This window comes from Shewanella sp. BJSY2023SW005, from assembly GCF_047314585.1.
GTDB classification, from domain to species: domain Bacteria; phylum Pseudomonadota; class Gammaproteobacteria; order Enterobacterales; family Shewanellaceae; genus Shewanella; species Shewanella algae.
Map to the genome: position 1 here is coordinate 1 of NZ_JBKORJ010000006.1, position 19034 is coordinate 19034.

Sequence of the window (19034 nt, forward strand, 5' to 3'; positions counted from 1 at the left end):
CACGCCCTTCGGGGCTTTCACAGCAACCGGCTCTCTGCGTTATCCGACTTCGACAGGCCCCGGCATGCCTTCAGTCAGATGCCTTGAACGCCAATGGCTGTGCAAGCCAGAGTGCCACGAGGACTTATTCGCACCTTCCCTAAGGCCAGAGTCGGCCAACAAGTATTTAGAAACTCGGTTTTGAGTGCCTATGATTTTCGCTGTTGCATAACAGGATTAGACATTCCAGAGTTACTGATTGCCAGCCATATAGTGCCTTGGAACCAAGAGCCTAAGCAACGTCTCAACCCCAGTAACGGCCTGTGTCTTTCCAGCTTGCATGACGCCGCTTTTGATAAAGGCTTAATCACTTTGAATTCCCATCTGGAGTTGCTGCTATCCCCTAAACTCCTGATGAAAGAAAATCGATATTTGAGTGACAGTTTTGAGCGCTTTGAAAACCAGCCCATTCGTCTACCAAACAAGTTTGCCCCGGCAGAAGAATATCTAGCCCTGCATCGCCAGCAGATTTTCCAGGCTATATCGTAAAGGAGACCTCTCACCGCCCCCTTTTCAGAGACGGCGAAATAGCTCAAACCAAGCACGCCTTAAGGGCCTCGCTCTGCTGCAATAGGCTGAGATAGAGGGTGAACTGGTTGGCGGCTCTGTCCAGGTTGTGGCCTTCGCGGTGGATATGGAAATACTTATCCCCCAACAGATAGTCGGTGAGGAAACGCACACCTATCATAAGACAGATCACCCTGGCACCCAGCCATAGGCTCTGGCGCTCCAGTGGCGTCAACACCTCGCCCAGCTCTGCCAGGTAACCCCGGCAGATGGCGGCAAACACTTCGGGCCTGACTCTGACCTTCTCGAGTGCGGTGGAGTCTTCGGCCTCGGGTGAGCAGAAGGTGCGCACCATGTCGCCGAAGTCATACATCAGAAAACCCTTCATGCAGGTGTCGAGATCTATGATAGCCATGCTGGACATATCACGCTTGTCGAACAGCATGTTGTTGATCTTGGTGTCGTTGTGACAAATCCGCAGCGGCAAACCGGCACAGGTATCTTCAAGCTCCGCAAGCAGCGATTGCTGGGACAAGGCCAACTCTGCCCACTGCCGACAGTGCTGTAGGCGCCCAAGCGGGTCCTCGGCAACCGCCTTGGAAAGTGCTTCGATTCTGCCCGGCAGATGGTGAAACAGAGGGATCACATCTTCCAGTTCATGGGGGTCTACTTGGCTCAGGGTGCGGGCGAAATGGCCAAAGGCACGCGCCGCCTGTTCGGCCTCGGCCTCAGAGCGCACCACTTCGATGCTCTGACTGAAAGGCAGATAACTGATGGCGCGCCAGAATCCCTGTTCACCGAGATCCACAGCCAACTGCTGCTCGCGGGTCATCACAGGCCTTATCAGCTGCAGTTGATAGCCGCCTTGCGCAGCACACTGACTCAAATGCTCGCTGACCTTGGCCGCATTATTGACCAAGGCGTTGGGCGCACGAAATACCTGAGTGTTAATCTTTTGCAGCACAAATTCGCTATCGGCGCTGCGGATCAGAAAAGTGTCGTTGATATGGCCATTGCCCAGTGGGCTGATTTTGGCATTGTCAGGGATCCCGAAGTGAGGCAGCACCTGCTGCCGGATAAGCTCAAGCACCCATTAACTCCTGTAATTGCTGTTTCACCCGGGCGGCGTCCTGGGGATATGTCACTCCCAACCAGGCCTCGCGGGCGGTTTCCACCCTGACACTACGGGTGGCAAGGTTTTGCTGTTGTTGGCACGGCTCTGGGTCTGGCTGCTCAATTGCATTTTGCACTATCGCAGGCAGATAACACTCGGCTTTAAGATCATCGCCATGGGTTGCCAAAAAGCGTCTGAGCCCCAGCTCCAGTGCGGCAAATATATTCGCCGAAAAGCCCCAGCAGGTCATGGATACCAAGGCATCGGCGGCTATCGGCCGGCGTTCACCCTGAAGCTCTCCCTCAAGGCCATGGGTGCCTTGACGAATATCGAGCCACTCCTGCACCGAAGTCAGGTAACCCTTCCCATTGACCTCACACAGGCCACGATTCACCCCGCCATGCTCGGACAAGGTCAGTCCCAGCGGCCAAGCCACCATCATCCATTCATTGGGATGTTGCCTAAGCCCCTCAGCCAACTGCACAAAGGCATGATCGCCATAATAATCATCTGCGGTGATCACTGCCATGGGGCCATCGACCAGATGCCTGGCACTCCAGAGGGCATGCGCCGTGCCCCAGGGTTTTTGCCTGTTACTGTGGCGCTTTGTGATATCCCCTGTCTGCCTTGCCGATACCGGCAGTGGCAGATCGTCCAGCGTCTGATAACACAGGTGCCACTCAAACCCGGAAGGCAGGAAGTCGCTTAACTGGCGACGGATCTCGCTTTCAAGCTCAGGGCGGATAACCAGCACCGCGCGGGCAAACCCGGCCTTGATGGCCGAGCGTAGCGCCAATTGCAGCATGGTTTCCCCATTGGGCCCCAATGCCGCCAACTGTTTATCACCGCCAAAACGGCTTCCCAGCCCGGCGGCCATAATCACCAGAGTTAATTTTGTATTCATAAACTGTCGAATATGCCGCGAAGAAAGCCGAGCCGAAAGAAGCGAAGCAGTATAACAGAATCACAGCTCTGATGAACCAAAGCTGTGGTTAACCGTGCACCAACATGCGCCCTATTCAATAAGCTGCCGGAAGGCAGGAACAGAACCCAATGCCGCCTGACTACCCTTGAGGCTGAAGTCATAGCCGCAGAGCTTAACCGAGCCCCGCCGCGCCATATCCTGAACAATCACCTGACTATCCAGAGGGCTGAAGGCCGCTTCGACCTTGCCGTTACCGCCGATAACGACCGACATGGGCCGATAGCCAGTGCCATTGTTGAACACCAGCTCGGCGCAGCGGCGGTCGCCCTTGGCGGTCGCCAGATCCCACAAGGGGCCAGGGGCGTCGGTATCGCCAAGCCAGCTCATACGCAGCAAGTCGCCATCGAGCGACAGGTTGAAGCTGTCCGGTAGGCGCACAGTCACCCTGTCGGAAGTTTCGGCCGCAATCTCAGTAGTCTCACGGCCTGATGCGTCATTAGGCTTAGCCTGAGGCCACAGCAGCCATATGATCAATCCCAAGCCAAACAGCGCTGTGACCAGCGCGGTTATGGCAAGTCCCTTACGCTGGGCGGCCGAGAGGCTGCCAAGCCGCTGCCAAAGTTGCAATACGGCATCGCGCCAGGAGAGCAGCAACACAGACAAGGAACCGGTGCGGTCGATCTCATCATCAAACCCAGGCTCAGCGCTATTGACCTTATGGCGGGCTTGCTTATCTGTATGCCAGCCAGGCTCTGTATCTATCGCTGAGATATCGCCCTCGGTCGGCGCCGAGTCGAAATAACGGCTGCGGCCAGGTCCATAGGATATGGCGTCATGACTGAGGTCATGGACGGCGTTATACTCAGCAGCGCCGCGCTCGGCAGCATAGCCAGGCGCAAGTTCAGGTTCAGGTTCAAGAACTGAAGCGCCGCCCAGGGTTGGCTCGACCCGCCTTATCTTGTTTTTGCGCTCAGCGCTCAAAGGCACAGGGCCACAGTATCCCTGCACATAGTCTCGCTTGCTGCGGGCGCCGCGGCCGCGATTCCCTCCAGGCAACAGTGCCAAACCTGTATGCAGCGCCAAAGCCAGCACCAGGGCTCCTATCAGGTAACTGCCTTCCTGGCCGCTACCCAAGGTCAACAACAGAATAAGCCAAGGCAGCAGACCTATCAGTGACAACCAGGGATTCAGGCCACCGTCACCCAAGCGACGACGGCAACTGAGCAGTAGTACGGGCGCCAGTAAAATCCCGGGCACCCAGATGAAACTGCCGCCGCCAAAAAGCAACCCCAGCACGAGTAACAAAAGATAGACGGCGCCACTGATGGCCGCGTGTCGCAGACCATTGTCGTAACCCTGAATACAGATGAGCGATTTATACAGCACAGAACCCCTTAAAAATCGACCGACTTATTGATGGCAGCCTAACGAATTTGATGGCAATTGTCAGCGCCACTGGCATGGCAGCATTGCCTGCCTATATAATAGCTGCCCTTAAGGAAGCTGCCTTGAACACCTGTAGCTGGCGCAAGCCAGAGTGCCGACAGGGCATAGTTCGCAGCTTCCCTCATCAGCCACCGGCTTTTTTACAGCCAAAGACTTGGAACCCAAATATTATGAGTGCACGCGGAAACCTTTTTATTGTCTCGGCCCCCAGTGGAGCGGGCAAATCGTCACTGATTGCAGCCCTGCTGGCCAATAAACCGGCCGACAAACAAGTTTCCGTATCGCACACCACCCGCCAGCCCCGTCCGGGAGAGGTTCACGGCCAGCACTATCATTATGTGTCGGTGGAGGAGTTCAAGGCGCTGATTGCCGAAGAAGCCTTCTTCGAGTGGGCCGAAGTCTTCGGTAACTTTTATGGCACTTCCCGCAAGGTCATTGAAGAGACGCTTGAACGGGGCATAGATGTGTTCCTGGATATCGACTGGCAGGGTGCCCAGCAAGTGAAGAAACTGATGCCCGAGGCCATCGGTATCTTTATTCTGCCACCGTCCCGCGAAGAACTGGAGCGCCGTCTGACAGGTCGCGGTCAGGATAGCAGCGAAGTCATCGCCTCCCGCATGGCACAGGCGGTGTCAGAAATGTCGCACTATAAAGAGTATGATTTCATCATAGTCAACGACGATTTTGAGACTGCACTGGGGGATCTGAGCGCAATCATTCGCTCACAACGCCTGACTCGTGCTAGTCAAATTAATACTCACAATGATATGCTTAAGGGTCTGTTGGCAGATTAATTGCCTTCGTGTACAATTTTGCGTCATTTTTTCCATTCAAATCACTGGAGTTTCAACACATGGCTCGCGTTACTGTAGAAGACGCCGTTAAACAAATCGGCAACCGTTTTGATATGATCATGGTTGCGGCGCGTCGTGCCCGTCAGATCGCCGTCCAGGGTAAAGATCCTTTGGTTGAAGAGCAAAACGACAAACCCACTGTTATCGCACTGCGCGAAATCGAACAGGGACTGGTTAACTCAGCGACTCTGGATGCCGATGAGCGTCAGAGCGTACGTGAGCGCGAAGCAGCTGAAATTGCTGCCGTGGCAGCGATTGCAGAAGGTAACTCTTCACTCTAAGGCATATTCTTAGGAGAACAGCCACTTGTATCTGTTTGAAGGTCTCAAGGAGTCTGCCGCCAGTTATCTGGAGCCGGAGCAGGTAGAATTACTCAAGCAGGCCTATCAGGTGGCGCGTGATGCCCATGAAGGGCAGATGCGCACCAGTGGCGAACCCTATATTACCCATCCGGTTGCGGTTGCCCGCATCCTGGCCGAAATGCGTCTCGACCACGAGACGCTGATGGCCGCCCTGCTGCACGACACCATAGAAGACACCCAAGTTACCCATCAGGATCTGGCCGAACTGTTCGGCACCTCGGTGGCGGAACTGGTGGAAGGTGTCTCCAAGCTCGACAAGATCAAATTCCGCGACAAGAAAGAGGCCCAAGCGGAAAACTTCCGCAAAATGATGATGGCCATGACCCAGGATATCCGGGTGATCCTCATCAAACTGGCCGACCGCACCCACAATATGCGCACCCTGGGCGCCCTGCGGCCCGACAAACGTCGCCGCATTGCCCGCGAAACCCTGGAAATTTACGCCCCCATCGCCAACCGTCTGGGTATTCACAATATCAAGACAGAGTTGGAAGATCTCGGCTTTCAGGCCTATTACCCCATGCGCTATCGGGTACTCAAAGAGGTGGTTCGTGCCGCCCGCGGTAACCGCAAGGAACTGATCCAAAGCATAGAAACGGCTATTCGTACCCGCCTGGAAGATGTGGGTATCAAGGGCAAGGTCAAGGGCAGGGAAAAGAACCTCTATTCCATCTACAACAAGATGCGCAGCAAAGAGCTGCAATTCCAGGAAGTGATGGATATCTATGCCTTCCGCCTGATAGTGGATTCCATAGACACCTGTTATCGGGTGCTCGGGGTGATGCACGGCCTCTACAAGCCGCGTCCGGGCAGATTTAAAGACTATATCGCCATTCCCAAGGCCAACGGCTATCAGTCGTTGCATACCTCGCTGTTTGGTCCCCATGCGGTACCGGTGGAAATTCAGATCCGTACCGAAGACATGGACCAGATGGCCGACAAAGGGGTTGCGGCACACTGGATGTACAAGAGTGGCCAGACCGGCGCCTCGGGTACCACTACCCAGCTGCGCGCCCGCAAATGGATGCAAAGCCTGCTGGAACTGCAGCAGAGTGCTTCCACCTCGTTTGAATTTGTTGAAAACGTCAAGACAGAGCTGTTCCCGGAAGAGATCTATGTATTCACTCCCGAGGGCCGCATTCTGGAACTGCCGGTAGGCGCCACCGCGGTGGACTTCGCCTATGAGGTGCACACAGATGTGGGCAACACCTGTGTCGGCGCCCGGGTCAACCGCCAGGCCTACCCCCTGAGTCAGCCACTGATTTCCGGGCAAACGGTCGAGATCATCACCGCCAAGGGTGCCCGCCCCAACGCCGCCTGGCTCAACTTCGTGGTTACCGGCAAGGCCCGCGCCAAAATCCGTCAGGTGCTCAAGAGCCTCAAGCAGGACGAAGCCAGCACCCTGGGTAGGCGTCTGCTGAACCATGCACTGGGCGAAACCAAGCTGGAACAGATAGATCCGGCGCAAATAGACAAAGTAGTCAAAGACACCAAACACGCCGATCTGCAGTCACTGCTGGCCGACATAGGTCTTGGCAATGCCATGAGCATAGTCATAGCCCAACGCCTCAAGGGCGACAAGATAGAGCCGCAGAAGCAGCATGATGAGCACAAGCTGATGCCGATCCGCGGCGCCGAAGGCATGCTGGTTACCTTCGCCAACTGCTGCCGCCCCATTCCTGGGGATGCCGTGATTGCTCACGTGAGCCCGGGCAAGGGCCTGGTGGTGCACATGGAAAACTGCGCCAATATCCGCGGCTATCAGGGCGAGCCGGACAAGTATATTCCGGTGCAGTGGGATGCCGTCGATGGCGTCGAATTCCAGGCCAACCTGAGGGTCGAAATCGTCAACCATCAGGGCGCGCTGGCGAAGATCACCAATATCATTGCCGCCGAAGGCTCCAATATTCACAATCTCAGCACCGAAGAGCGCGATGGCCGCGTCTATCTGATCAACCTGCGCATCTCGGTTCGCGACCGGATCCACATGGCAAATGTTATGCGCCGAATCAGGGTACTGCCCGAGGTTCTGCGTACATCCCGTAACCGTTGATAACAGAAAAAAGAGAGAGCGTTATGGCAGAGAAGATCATCATAGCAACAGACAAGGCTCCCGCCGCTATCGGCACCTACTCCCAGGCAGTCAAAGTGGGCAGCACAGTCTACCTGTCCGGGCAGATCCCGCTGGACCCAGCCACCATGGCACTGGCCGGTGACGACTTTGAAACCCAGGTTGTACGGGTATTCGACAACCTCAAGGCCGTCTGTGAAGCCGCCGGCGGTTCCATGGCCGATATCGTCAAACTGAATATCTATATGCTGGATCTGGGCAACTTTGCCACGGTCAACGAAATCATGAGCCGTTACTTTAACCAGCCTTACCCGGCCCGCGCAGCCATCGGTGTGAAAGAGCTGCCAAAGGGTTCTCTGGTCGAGATGGACGGTGTGATGGAACTCTGAGTTCCCTCCCCAATACAGGGCGCTACGGCGCCCTTTTTCATATAGGATCCCCCGCCAATGAGCCCCGAACGCTTCGCTCGCATCAACCAAATGCTGGATATGCGCCAGCCGGATCTGAGCCTGATCCTGGACAAAGTCCACAAGAGCAACAATATTTCCGCCGCGCTGCGCAGTGCCGATGCTGTGGGTATCCACGAAATTCATGCGGTCTGGCCCGATGCCGATATGCGCCTGTCCGGCAATACCGCCTCCGGCAGCCAGCAGTGGGTAAAAACCATTAAACACTATGACTTCGCCTCGGCGGCCAAGGCCTGCAAGGCGCGCGGGATGCAGCTGGTCGCCACCCATTTCGGCCCTCAGGCACGTGACTTTAGGGAGCTGGATTACCGCCGCCCCACAGCCTTTATTGTCGGCAATGAACGTGATGGTATAAGCACCGAAGCCCTGGCCCTAGCCGACGAGCAGGTAGTGATCCCCATGGTCGGCATGGTGCAATCCCTCAATGTCTCGGTGGCGTCGGCGCTGCTATTGTATGAGGCGCAGCGTCAGCGGCAGGAGGCCGGGCTCTATGGCGCCCGCAAGCTGGACAATGACTATTGCCAGACCATGTTGTTTGAGCAAGGCCACCCCATTTATGCCAAAGCCTGTCGGCGCAAAGGCATTCCCTACCCGGCCATAGACACGCAGGGCCAGATAGTCGCCGCTGCCGACTGGTGGCAGCGGATGCGTGAACCCGTCCCCGAACTGTGAAGCTTTTCAAACAACCGATTAAATATTGCGCCAGATCACAATTATCGCCATACTGGTTTGGCCACTGCATAGCGAAACTAACAGATAATCAGATCGTTGCAGCCGCCGTGGGGGAAGCTGCAGCTACGCAGATAACAAGAACAGTAAAGGGGACACCCCATGGAAGCATCATTCAAGAGCCCGGTGGAAATGCTCGACCACTGGGTAGAGACTCAAGGCGATGAGATCTATCTCAGGCAGCCGATCAACGGCCAGTACCAGGATCTGACCTGGCGTCAGGTACAGGCCAAGGTGCAACAACTCTGCGGCGGCCTGCGTCACTTGGGGCTGCAACCCGGCGACAAGATAGCCGTGCTGTCGAAAAACTGCGCCGAATGGTTCATTACCGATCTGGCGCTGATGCACGGCGGCTATATCAGTGTGCCCATTTACCCCACGGCCAATGCCGATACCATACGCTACGTGCTGGAACACAGTGGCTGTAAGGCCATCATGCTGGGTAAGCTGGATCACTGGGCCGATCAGGAAGCCGGTGTCGGCGGTGATATTCTGCGCCTGGCAATGCCTTATGACACCATGCCGGCTCAATATCACTGGCAGCAGCTGTTGAATCTCGGTACACCTCTGGTGGATGCCCCTTATCCCGAGGCCGAGCAGGTGATGACGCTGATCTACACCTCAGGTTCCACCGGCAAGCCCAAGGGTGCCATCCAAACCTTCGGTAGCTACGGCTGGACCTGTAATGCCGTGGTGCGCGATCTCAAGACAGATGGTAAAGACAGACTGCTATCCTACCTGCCGCTGGCCCATATCACAGAGCGGGTGGCGATAGAGGGTTCCTCTTTCTATTCCGGCTCCTGCGTTGCCTTTGTCGAAAGCCTCGACAGCTTTGTTGCCGATGTGCAGCGAATGCGGCCAACCGTGTTCTTCTCGGTACCTCGGCTGTGGACCCTGTTCCAGAAGAATATTATCGATAAGGTCGGCTACGCCAGACTCAATCTGCTGCTGAAGATCCCCCTCATCAGCCATCTGGTCAAACGCAAGATCCATAAAGGGCTGGGGCTGGACAAGTGTCGTTTGCTCGGTTCAGGTTCGGCGCCCATACCGCCGTCACTGGTGGAGTGGTATCACAGCATAGGTTTGGATATCTGCGAAGCCTGGGGCATGACAGAAAACTGCGCCTACTCAATCATCAACTTCCCCTTCGATGCCAGCAAGATAGGCACAGTCGGCAAGCCGGTGATCGGCTGCGAAGTTAAGCAGGCTGCCAATGGCGAACTGCTGGTGAAGAGCCCGGGATTGATGCGTGAATATTACAAGGCGCCGGAAGCCACAGCCGCCGCCTTCGATGAAGAGGGCTTTTTCCTCACAGGCGATCTCTGCGCCATAGATGCCGACGGTTGCGTCAGCATCACAGGCCGGGTCAAGGATAACTTCAAGACCGCCAAGGGCAAGTATGTGGCGCCTGTGCCAATTGAACGTAAGCTGGCGCAGGATCCCCATGTGGAGCTTATCTGTGTCATCGGCCTGGGACTGCCTCACCCTGTAGCTTTGGTGCAACTCTCTGAAGGGGCGGCGCTGCAAGCCAGAGAAGAGGTGCGCGCCTCGCTCAAGGCCACTGTGGATGCGGTTAACCCCAACCTGGAATCCCATGAAACCGTGGAAGCGGTTCTGGTGGTCAAGGAGCCCTGGACCATAGAAAACGACGTGCTGACTCCGACACTGAAAATCAAGCGCCATGTGTTGGAGAGCAGATACGCCAGTCGGATGGAAGGCATTCGCGGTGCCAAGGTCGTATGGGAAGATGAAATCTAGAGCCGACGCTCCTTGGTTTATCTGATTATCCCGGCTTCGGCCGGGATTTTTGTGACATATTCTGTCAAAAAGAGGTTGCCTTCGGGAGGAAAAACCTTATGCTGGCAGCCCAAACACATTCATCGGTGCCGTTCTGCATGGCACCTTACTGACAGGAAAAGCGGTTTTTAATGTTGATTGCACTCTCTATTCTCGGCGGCTTCTTGATCCTGACTCTGGGAGCCGAAGCCTTGGTTCGCGGCGCCAGCGTCATCGCCCTGCGTCTGGGGATCACCCCGCTGGTGATCGGCCTGACGATCGTCGCCTTCGGCACCAGCGCGCCCGAGCTGGCAGTGAGCGTTAAGTCAGCACTGGCCGGCAGTCCGGGTATTGCCCTGGGTAACGTGGTGGGCTCCAATATCGCCAATATCGGTCTGATCCTGGCACTGACCGCGCTGATCCGCCCGATAGGGGTACAGTCACAGATGGTCAGACGCGACATTCCGCTGATGATAGGCGCCTCTATTTTGATGTGGCTGCTGGTACTCGACGGTGAACTGAGCCTGATTGACGGCGCCGTACTGACCAGCTTACTGGTCGGCTATCTGTTGCTCAGCTATTTCAGCAGCAAGGGCGAAGAGACTGATGAACCTATTGAAGGCCCCAAGAACCCTCTGTTGTCGCTGCTGTTTATCATCGCCGGTATCGGCATGTTGGTGGGCGGCGGCATACTGTTTGTCGATGGCGCGGTCGAGTTGGCCCGTACCTTCGGTATCAGCGAAGTAGTGATCGGCCTGACCATTATTGCCATAGGCACCAGCATGCCGGAATTGGTGACCTCGATTCTGGCCGCTCTCAAGGGCCAGAGCGATATCGCCATAGGTAATGTGGTTGGCTCCAACCTGTTCAACCTGCTGGGGATCCTCGGGGTTACTGCCCTGGTGCATCCTATCAGCTCAGCCGGTTTCAGCAGCCTGGACTTCAGCGTGATGCTAACCCTGGCACTGTTGGTGTTGCCCTTTGCCTGGAGCGGTTTTCGTATCGGTCGCCGCGAAGGCGCCATATTATTGCTGGGTTACTGCGGCTATATGGGCTATCTGGTTACCCACGCCAGCGCCTGAATCTGAGTACGCCACTGGCAACGGAATGCTTCTGAAAAGCTTTGTTGCCAAGCCGCAGTAGCATAAAAAAATCCCGGGTTTTGACGTCAAGAATGGATAGTCAAAACCCGGGATATCATCAAGTTAAGGGCTCAAGCAGCCCAGAAGCGCTCAAGAGCGAGCCGCTACATAACTCTCCATCTCAGCTATGCTGACACTGGCAATGAATTGCTGATCCAGGTAGAAGTCCACCATCTCCCCCTGCTTGCGCCCCAGCATTACCTGCTCGGAGCCATCTTCATAGCTCAACGTCATCGCCAGGGTATTGTCATCTATGGCTGACATGCTGGCACGGCTCAGTTTTACCGGTGCCGTGGTCAGTTCCTTATCCAGTTTATGATTGATCTTGAAAACGGCATCGGCCGGCATATCCACCAAGGCCGGTGACTTGCCGGTAATGATGACATTTGTCACCTGCAACTTATGACCTTTGTGAATACCGCCAATTCAGGCTCTCGGGAATACTAAACCCGACTCAGATTCGAGTCTGTTCATCCAAGGAGCGAATGATGCGTAAACTCACACTGTTATTGGGCCTGAGTCTGGCCCTCTCAACCCAGGCAGCCACCATTGATGAAATCGATGCCGCTGCAAATCAAATCGACATTGACACCTTGAGCCTCTACGCCGACAACAGTCAGGGATATCAACAGGCCTACGCTAACTATCGTTTGGCTGTCAGCGCCAATATACTCGGCCAGCTTCAGACCCGGGATCAGGCCTTGGCCACTGCGGCCGAAAGCCTGGCTCAACCGAACTTCAACAAGGACGGTGAAGCTCTGGCACTTCTGTCTGCTGTTTATGGTATGCAGATAACCGCCAATCCAAGCCAATCGGCAACCCTGGGGAAAGCTGCAGGCAAGTCTCTGCAAAATGCCAGACAACTGGCGCCCAACAGCCCCAGAGTCGCGCTCATTGACGCCATCTCCAGTTTCTATACGCCAGTCGAGTATGGTGGCAGCAGTGACAGAGCCCTGCAGGAAATTGAACGCGCCCTGAAACTCTATGCCAATCCCTGCAGCGATATCTGCTGGGGTCAGGCCGAAGCCTACACCTGGCGGGGAGTGATACAGCAACAGCTGGGACAATCCAAAGCCGCCAGCCAGAGTTGGCAACAAGCTCTGGCACTGGATCCTGACTACGCCTGGGCAGGTTTTCTTCTGTCAAAACAAACGCAGCAATAAGGGAAGGTGCGTACCAGAGCGCCACTGGGGCTTATTCGCACCACCTTAAGGTCTCGACCGGATCTCCGCCCGGGGATCCGGTTTACTTGTGCACCGATACACGCCATTATTTGCGCTGGAGATGCGAGGACAACCGATGCAGGATCCACAGACTCAAACCGAACTCAAACTGGCTAAATACTATCTGGTCAATCTGGCCTTTTACTTTATCCCACTGTTTATTATGCCGGTGTCGCCCTGGCAATGGCTTGCCAGCCTGCTGGTTTTGCCGCCCTTTATCTACTGTTATTTTCGCGCCTATGGCGCCGATAGGGATAAAGTGCACTGGCAAATTCTGGGGATCATCCTACTGGCTATTTTGATCACCCCCGCCAATCCGGGTTCTTTGTCGCTGTTTACCTTCGCCGCCTTCTTTATCGGCTTTTTTTATCCTCTCAGGCTGCTCTTGCCGGCATTATTGCTGATCGCCCTGGTGCTACTGGCATTGAATCAATTGCTGGGTTTTAACGGCCTCTATTTTGTCTATTATGGCTGCGGCCTGACAGCCGCTACCTCTCTGCTTGGGGTCGCCGAGCGCAAACGCCAACAGGCCAAACGACAAGCCCGCCGTAGCGAAGAGGAGATCCGTGCCCTGGCGACCATGTTGGAGCGGGAGCGTATCGGCAGAGATCTGCACGACCTCATGGGACATCAACTCTCTTCCATCGCCCTCAAGGCCGAATTGGCGAACAAGCTGCTGCAAAAAAATGACCTGCAAGCCAGCCGTGAACAACTCACTGAACTGGCGCAGATTGCCCGCGACAGCCTGAGCCAAATTCGCCGTGCTGTGGCCGACTATCGGCATCAGGGGCTGGATAGCTGCTGCGCCCAACTCTGTCGGCGCTTGCGCGAAAAAGGCTTGGCGGTCAGCCTGGAGGGGGAACTGCCTGTGCTGTCGCCACTGGCAGAAAGCCAACTGATACTGATCCTGACCGAACTGGTGAGCAATATTCTCAGGCACAGTGATGCCACAGAGGCACACTTGAGCTTTACCCTGGAGCCTCAACTTACCATTTGCCTGCGAGACAACGGCACGATAAGGCTTAAACCCACTCCGGGGAACGGCCTCAAAGGCATAGCCGAGCGGCTTGCCCTCTTGGGTGGCGAGCTGCAAATCGATACAGCAAAGGGGTTCAGCGCTCTTTTACTGCTGCCCAGACAACAGCTGTTATCGGCCCAGGGAGAGGGCATTGAGAAAGCAAAGAGCACAGTGAAGACCGAGAGTACCGAGAACATGGACAAGCTCGCCCAAGAGCAACACAAAAATCCCCTGGAGGGCCAGGTATGAAGATATTGCTGGCGGAAGATCAAGCCATGGTTCGCGGCGCGCTTGCCGGCCTGCTGCAACTGTCCGGGGACTTCAGCGTCACCCAGGCCACGGATGGCGACCAGGCATTGGCACTGCTCAAGACCGAGGATTTTCAACTGCTGCTGACAGATATCGAAATGCCCGGCACTTCAGGGCTGGAGCTGGCTGCCTGGGTTGCCCGAGAGCAACCTGCGCTGAAGACCATTATCATCACCACCTTTGGCCGCGCCGGCTATATCAAACGGGCGCTGGAGGCCGGTGTCTGCGGCTTCCTGCTAAAGGATGCCCCTGTGGAGGAACTGGTCGAGGCCATAGCCAAGGTGATGCAGGGTAAAAAAGTCATTGCCCCCGAACTGGCCATGCTGGCTCTTGGGGAGCAAGACCCGCTATCCGACAAAGAACGCCGCGCCCTGCGACTGGCCGCCGAGGGCAAGAGCAGCGGCGAGATTGCCGCCGCTCTCTTTATCAGTGAAGGCACGGTACGCAACTATCTGTCGGAAGCCATCAACAAGCTGGGAGCCTCCAATCGTATCGATGCCGCCCGAATCGCCAAACAAAAGGGCTGGCTGTAAGCAGGCGGGCAAGTAACAAGCATACTGCCATTACTCTGGCCTGTTAGCGGCAAGCTCTCTTTGCACAAAGAGTACGCGAGACAATAACTCCTCGCGTAAACTCCTCGTCGAAGAAATTCTCCGAAATCAGCTCATAAACAGGTAATACACCAGGCCCACCTTAAGCCCCAGGATCAAGATGTAAGCCATACAGTATTTGATGGTACCGGACATGATAGCGCTGCCCTGGCCCTCCATCCGGGTCGCCGACACGGCAATGGCTATGCTCTGGGGCGAGATCATTTTCCCGCCCGTGGCTCCGGAGGTATTGGCGGCAGCCAGCCACAGCGGATCCACCTGCAGCTTTTCCGCAGCCACTGTCTGCAACTTACCAAACAGCACATTGGAGTTGGTATCGCTGCCGGTAACAAAAGTCCCCAACGCGCCAATCAAGGGGGCGATAAACAGATATGCCCCTCCGGTAATATTCACTAGGGTATGGGCCATATCTGTTATCAGACCGCTGACATCCATCACGGTTGCCATCGCCACTATGGCGGTGATGGCTATAATGGAGTTTTTCAGCTGCTTTAACGTCGCGCTGAACACCTTTAACATGCTGGCCAATGAGGCTCCCTGAAGGGTACCGCCGATAAAGGTCGCCAGAATGATCAAGACACCCGGCGTGGCTATCCAGTCAATGGTCAAACTCAGCTCCACCCCATTGGCCAGCGGAAATACCGGCTTGGAAGACACCTGAGTCAGCAGGCTCTTGATTTCCGGAAACAGCGGCGAGCACAACAGAATAAACACAAAGATCAGCAGATAGATGGCGCAGGCTTTGAAGATTTGTCCACCACTGTAGTGGCCGGTGATGCGGCACTGGTCATTGTCGATACGATAAGCGGCCGGGGTGGGCTTTTGGCGTTTTTTAGCCCTCAAGGCCACCACCAGCAAACTGACCAAACTGCCGGCAAAAGCGGGCAACTCAGCTCCCAGATGAATGGCGACAAAGTACTGCGGCAGCAGTGTTGCTATTCCGCATACCAGCGAAATACCAAACACTCCCCGTATCGCCTTGAGTCCATCCCCTATGATGGCGACAATCACAAAAGGCAGCAGCAAGGTAAACAGTGCCAGCTGCGCGATAACTGCGCCGCTCAGCTCAGTCACAGGCAGGTTTACCTGCTCAGCCAGAATCGACACAGGGATCCCCACGGCACCAAACGCCGTAGGCACTGTGTTGGCCACCAGAGAAGCAATCGCCGCCTTCAGCGGCTTGAAACCCAAAGCAATCAATATCCCGATAGGAATCGCCACTGCAGTACCGTATCCGGCGGCGGCCTCGAGAAATCCGCCAAAACACCAGGAGATCAGTAACACCTGGATCCGCTTATCGTCGCTGATCCCGGCGAGAAGGTTTTTCAGTACCTCCATGCTGCGGGTTTGAAGCATCAGGTTATAGCTGAAGATGGCCCCCAGGATCACTATCACTATTGGCCACAAGCCTTTGATAACCCCATAAGCCATGGCCGAGCCCAAGGTCAGTGCCGGGGTATGCCAGAAAATGGTTGCCTCGACCAGGGTCAGTAACAGAGTGATTAACACCGCCTGATGTATCGGCATCTTGATTTTCAAGATCAGCAGGATCATGACCAAGAGCGGTAATACGCCCAGGGAAAACAGCAAATACTCGTGCATAGGATTCCTTAAATGACCAGAGATAGAGTGAATTGCGTGATGGATTACGTCCCAAAACCTAGGGGTGAAGCTGGGTAGGCCTTGAGCGGAACTCCAACCTGCTCAAGGCCTTGCCACAAGGCTTCAGCTGAATGTCAGCAAGGGGGACAGACACAGCAAGATGCCGGTCGCGATAACTATGTAAAGAGACAAGCCCTTATATTTATGCAGCGCAGGCACCCGATAGACCAGGTAAGCCGGGATCAAACATCCCACCAGGCCGAAGATCGGGCTGCTGATGCTGGTAAAGCTGAGCACAGGCGCATTGAAACAGATGGCGCCCCAGGCAAGCAGTATGGTGAACAAAATAATGCCGCGATTGACATACTTAGTATTGATCTTCTCTTCCGCAGTGGTGCGCCTCAGCAAGTTCATGGTCAGGCCATAACAGGCTTCACGAAACCCCATGTAAACCGCAAAGAAGGCTGTCATAACGGCAAAAATATTCAGGATCAGGCTGAACAGCTTGATGGTGTCTCCGGGGATACCCTGAGCCACCATGGCCAGGGCGGAGATATTCTCATCGTAGGCTTTTAGCGCCTGGTCATGCCCTATGGCCAGGCTGAAAGACACGGCATAGAAAAATACCACTACAAACAAAATGCCAAAGGCCAACTTCATCGCTCTCTGAGCCTTGTAGCGCGCCACCTCTATCGACTTTTCCCTGGCACGATAGGAGATCACCAGAGGGCTCAGGTTGGTCACAAACAGAATCGATGACAGGGTAAATGGCAGCATAACAATAGTGTCTTTGAAGCCACTCTGGGGAGTGGGTACCGCACCTATGTTATTCAGATCCCACTGCTCTATCATCATGAAACCCAGTATCGCGATCACGCTCAATTTGGTGAGTACCATAAAAGATGAAACCTTGAATAGCAGCGCCTCGCCTCTGGATGCCAGACTCACCAGGATGCAAACCAGTGCCAACCCGTAGAAGGGATTATCGGACAACAGCTGTTTGGTGAGGCCAAAACTCTGCAGGAAAGAAGCGCTGTCATTGGTAATTGCGGTCGAATAAACCAATACCCAAATCACCAACATCAAGAAATAGAGCACACCCAGTAATATTCCCCAGTTTTTCCCCAGATAACCGGAAATCACATCCGGATAATCCCGGCATTTGGGAGATTCCACCAAGGTATTAATAAATAGTTTCTGAAACATATACATGGCTGGATAGCCAATAATGGCCGATAGCAGGAATACCCAAAGTCCCATCAAGCCTATTTGAATAGGCAGAAATACTATCCCCGCGCCAATGGCCATGCCTATACTCATGATCACCCAGCCCCAGTCTGTGCTGTCGAAGCGGGTTGCCACCTTCCACTGTGCCGAGCCCCTGGTGATTTCTACTGCCGATATTGCTGCTGTCATTACGCCCCCTGGTTCAATTATTTTTTATTTATTTTTTGAACCATTTAATATTCAAGGAATATAAATTCCTAATGTATTTTCATTAATCTCAATGAGTTAAATATGGGGCCAAACCTGTATGATTATTGTAAATAGATAAAGTCTACCTCGGCAGATGTATAGACTAAGTTAAGCCAAATACGGCTCAAATATTGAAGCCGATCTGCTTTAGCAAACATTCCGGCGAAATTTGTATTGCCAATCCAATCGATCAATATGAAATTGGCCGTCCGCAGATGAACTATCTTTCACACTTCCAGCATCCAATGAATTTATTTTCATCATAAGTGCATAGAAGTTAATTTATATGAGTTTACCCAAACGCTGTGAATACGGATAAAAAGAGTGCCTGTAGCTGGTTTTCGGGTTCACCGCCGAGGCTAAAAGCTTTACCATGACTCGGCGACCAGCAAAGGCTTGTTATCCGAAGGCTGTTGTTTGGACGAGAAGAATCAGGGATCCGGTTAGTCTAAGTTAAGGAGAACAATCAATGCGTTGCAGACATTGCGGCTCAGATAATATCAGACATTTCAAAGCCATTCATGCCGAGGGGACAACAGAAATGTCAGTCAGCGCCTCGGCCAAACCCGTGTGGAACAACCAACCCTTATCAGTGCATGGAAAACAAAAACTCAAGGGTAGCGCCCAACTGCAAACCGAACTGGCCAAGCGCTGCTCGCCGCCATCTGACCCTCAGCCCTTGGTGCTATTTCTGGCGGCTTTCCCCGGACTACTCTTGGGCGGCTATCTGGGGTTTCAGGCAGGCAGCAACTGGAGCAGTTTTTGGCTGGGGGTGCTGTGCTTTTTTGTCTCCTGTTTTACTCTGATCCTGAGCGCCGATTGGCTATGGAAAAACTACTTGGGAGGGCGAAAGTCGATGCAGCAATACCAGGCGGCACTGAATCAATGGCAAAACTCCTGGTACTGTGGCAAGTGTGCCAAAGTCAGTATTTTTTAAACCTTCTTGCCTCTTTACCGTCACTCATCAGGCCTTGGGAATAACCATGAATCACATCTCAGACATTCAGCAACTGGAAAGCCAACTGCGTAGCGCCATGTTGAATTCGGATATCAATTTGCTGGATAGACTGTTGTCGCCTCAACTGATATTCACCAATCACCTGGGGCAAATGCTCGGCAAAGCAGAGGATCTGCATGCCCACAGCTCAGGCCTGCTCAATATCACTCGGATAGACACCCTGGCCGAAGAGATACGGCTGCATCAGGGGACTGCGATAGTGTCGGCGGAGGTGAATATTCAAGGCAGCTATGCCAAAGCGCCAACCAACGGCCGTTTTCGCTTTACCCGGGTTTGGCTGCACAGGACAAGCGGCTGGCAACTGATAGCGGCTCACTCGAGCCTGCTGGCTTAAGCACTGGGTTT

19 protein-coding genes are annotated in these 19034 nt (G+C 54.6%); 13 read left to right on the forward strand and 6 right to left on the reverse strand.

From position 1 onward, the window contains the following. Positions 1-93 precede the first annotated feature (93 nt). Positions 94-528, forward strand: coding sequence for an HNH endonuclease (locus ACMHXI_RS00540; RefSeq protein WP_071238958.1), 435 nt, complete (start codon positions 94-96; stop codon positions 526-528). 43 nt (positions 529-571) lie between these two features. Here ACMHXI_RS00540 and ACMHXI_RS00545 read toward each other — a convergent pair whose 3' ends face one another. From ACMHXI_RS00545 to ACMHXI_RS00555, 3 genes are all read right to left on the reverse strand, one after another. Continuing rightward, on the reverse strand, positions 572-1636 hold the full coding sequence (locus ACMHXI_RS00545; RefSeq protein ID WP_208185217.1) for a phosphotransferase enzyme family protein: 1065 nt from the start codon (positions 1634-1636) through the stop codon (positions 572-574). Further along, positions 1629-2564, reverse strand: coding sequence for an NTP transferase domain-containing protein (locus ACMHXI_RS00550; RefSeq protein ID WP_071238956.1), 936 nt, complete (start codon positions 2562-2564; stop codon positions 1629-1631). The genes ACMHXI_RS00545 and ACMHXI_RS00550 overlap by 8 nt, the downstream gene beginning before the upstream one ends. 111 nt (positions 2565-2675) lie before the next feature. Further along, positions 2676-3971: a hypothetical protein gene (locus ACMHXI_RS00555; protein ID WP_413733712.1), complete on the reverse strand. Its 1296-nt coding sequence runs from the start codon at positions 3969-3971 to the stop codon at positions 2676-2678. A 230-nt stretch (positions 3972-4201) separates the two neighbouring features. Here ACMHXI_RS00555 and gmk point away from each other — a divergent pair, with 230 nt between their 5' ends. The 7 genes from gmk to ACMHXI_RS00590 all read left to right on the forward strand — a co-directional run bounded on the left by gmk (position 4202) and on the right by ACMHXI_RS00590 (position 11372). Next, complete coding sequence (gene gmk / locus ACMHXI_RS00560; RefSeq protein WP_025888535.1) at positions 4202-4825, forward strand: guanylate kinase; 624 nt, start codon at positions 4202-4204, stop codon at positions 4823-4825. A gap of 59 nt (positions 4826-4884) precedes the next feature. After that, on the forward strand, positions 4885-5166 hold the full coding sequence (gene rpoZ, locus ACMHXI_RS00565; protein WP_025010112.1) for a DNA-directed RNA polymerase subunit omega: 282 nt from the start codon (positions 4885-4887) through the stop codon (positions 5164-5166). 25 nt (positions 5167-5191) lie between these two features. Continuing rightward, positions 5192-7300 carry a bifunctional GTP diphosphokinase/guanosine-3',5'-bis pyrophosphate 3'-pyrophosphohydrolase gene (gene spoT, locus ACMHXI_RS00570; protein ID WP_071238954.1) on the forward strand — a complete coding sequence of 703 codons (2109 nt, stop codon included), beginning with the start codon at positions 5192-5194 and terminating at the stop codon, positions 7298-7300. Positions 7301-7323: 23 nt separating this feature from the next. Further along, positions 7324-7707: a RidA family protein gene (locus ACMHXI_RS00575; RefSeq protein WP_025888534.1), complete on the forward strand. Its 384-nt coding sequence runs from the start codon at positions 7324-7326 to the stop codon at positions 7705-7707. Positions 7708-7764: 57 nt separating this feature from the next. Beyond that, positions 7765-8457 carry a tRNA (guanosine(18)-2'-O)-methyltransferase TrmH gene (gene trmH, locus ACMHXI_RS00580; RefSeq protein ID WP_413733714.1) on the forward strand — a complete coding sequence of 231 codons (693 nt, stop codon included), beginning with the start codon at positions 7765-7767 and terminating at the stop codon, positions 8455-8457. A 159-nt stretch (positions 8458-8616) separates the two neighbouring features. Beyond that, a complete protein-coding gene (locus ACMHXI_RS00585) occupies positions 8617-10272 on the forward strand; it encodes an AMP-binding protein (protein WP_044735397.1) in 1656 nt (551 codons plus the stop codon). A gap of 170 nt (positions 10273-10442) precedes the next feature. Then, positions 10443-11372, forward strand: a complete 930-nt coding sequence (locus ACMHXI_RS00590) for a calcium/sodium antiporter (protein ID WP_044735398.1) — start codon at positions 10443-10445, stop codon at positions 11370-11372. Positions 11373-11522: 150 nt separating this feature from the next. Here the strand turns inward: ACMHXI_RS00590 and ACMHXI_RS00595 are convergent, their stop codons facing one another. Further along, positions 11523-11825 carry a DUF3332 family protein gene (locus tag ACMHXI_RS00595; protein WP_244908475.1) on the reverse strand — a complete coding sequence of 101 codons (303 nt, stop codon included), beginning with the start codon at positions 11823-11825 and terminating at the stop codon, positions 11523-11525. 95 nt (positions 11826-11920) lie between these two features. On the opposite strand from ACMHXI_RS00595, the gene ACMHXI_RS00600 reads away from it, so the two are divergent. The 3 genes from ACMHXI_RS00600 (at position 11921) to ACMHXI_RS00610 (ending at position 14515) form a co-directional block, all read left to right on the forward strand. Continuing rightward, a complete protein-coding gene (locus ACMHXI_RS00600) occupies positions 11921-12595 on the forward strand; it encodes a tetratricopeptide repeat protein (RefSeq protein ID WP_107005763.1) in 675 nt (224 codons plus the stop codon). Positions 12596-12731: 136 nt separating this feature from the next. Further along, a complete protein-coding gene (locus ACMHXI_RS00605) occupies positions 12732-13922 on the forward strand; it encodes a sensor histidine kinase (RefSeq protein ID WP_107005764.1) in 1191 nt (396 codons plus the stop codon). Then, the gene (locus tag ACMHXI_RS00610; RefSeq protein WP_025010119.1) at positions 13919-14515 is read left to right on the forward strand and encodes a DNA-binding response regulator; all 597 of its coding nucleotides are present in this window, start codon (positions 13919-13921) and stop codon (positions 14513-14515) included. The genes ACMHXI_RS00605 and ACMHXI_RS00610 overlap by 4 nt, the downstream gene beginning before the upstream one ends. Before the next feature lie 126 nt (positions 14516-14641). Here the strand turns inward: ACMHXI_RS00610 and ACMHXI_RS00615 are convergent, their stop codons facing one another. Next, positions 14642-16195: an L-lactate permease gene (locus ACMHXI_RS00615; RefSeq protein ID WP_107005765.1), complete on the reverse strand. Its 1554-nt coding sequence runs from the start codon at positions 16193-16195 to the stop codon at positions 14642-14644. A 123-nt stretch (positions 16196-16318) separates the two neighbouring features. Next, positions 16319-17611, reverse strand: a complete 1293-nt coding sequence (locus tag ACMHXI_RS00620) for an amino acid permease (protein WP_144131447.1) — start codon at positions 17609-17611, stop codon at positions 16319-16321. A 529-nt stretch (positions 17612-18140) separates the two neighbouring features. On the opposite strand from ACMHXI_RS00620, the gene ACMHXI_RS00625 reads away from it, so the two are divergent. Beyond that, entirely contained in the window at positions 18141-18608 is a 468-nt protein-coding gene (locus ACMHXI_RS00625) for a hypothetical protein (RefSeq protein WP_071238944.1), read from the forward strand. A 46-nt stretch (positions 18609-18654) separates the two neighbouring features. Continuing rightward, positions 18655-19023, forward strand: a complete 369-nt coding sequence (locus tag ACMHXI_RS00630) for a nuclear transport factor 2 family protein (RefSeq protein ID WP_071238943.1) — start codon at positions 18655-18657, stop codon at positions 19021-19023. The last annotated feature ends 11 nt before the right edge of the window (positions 19024-19034 follow it).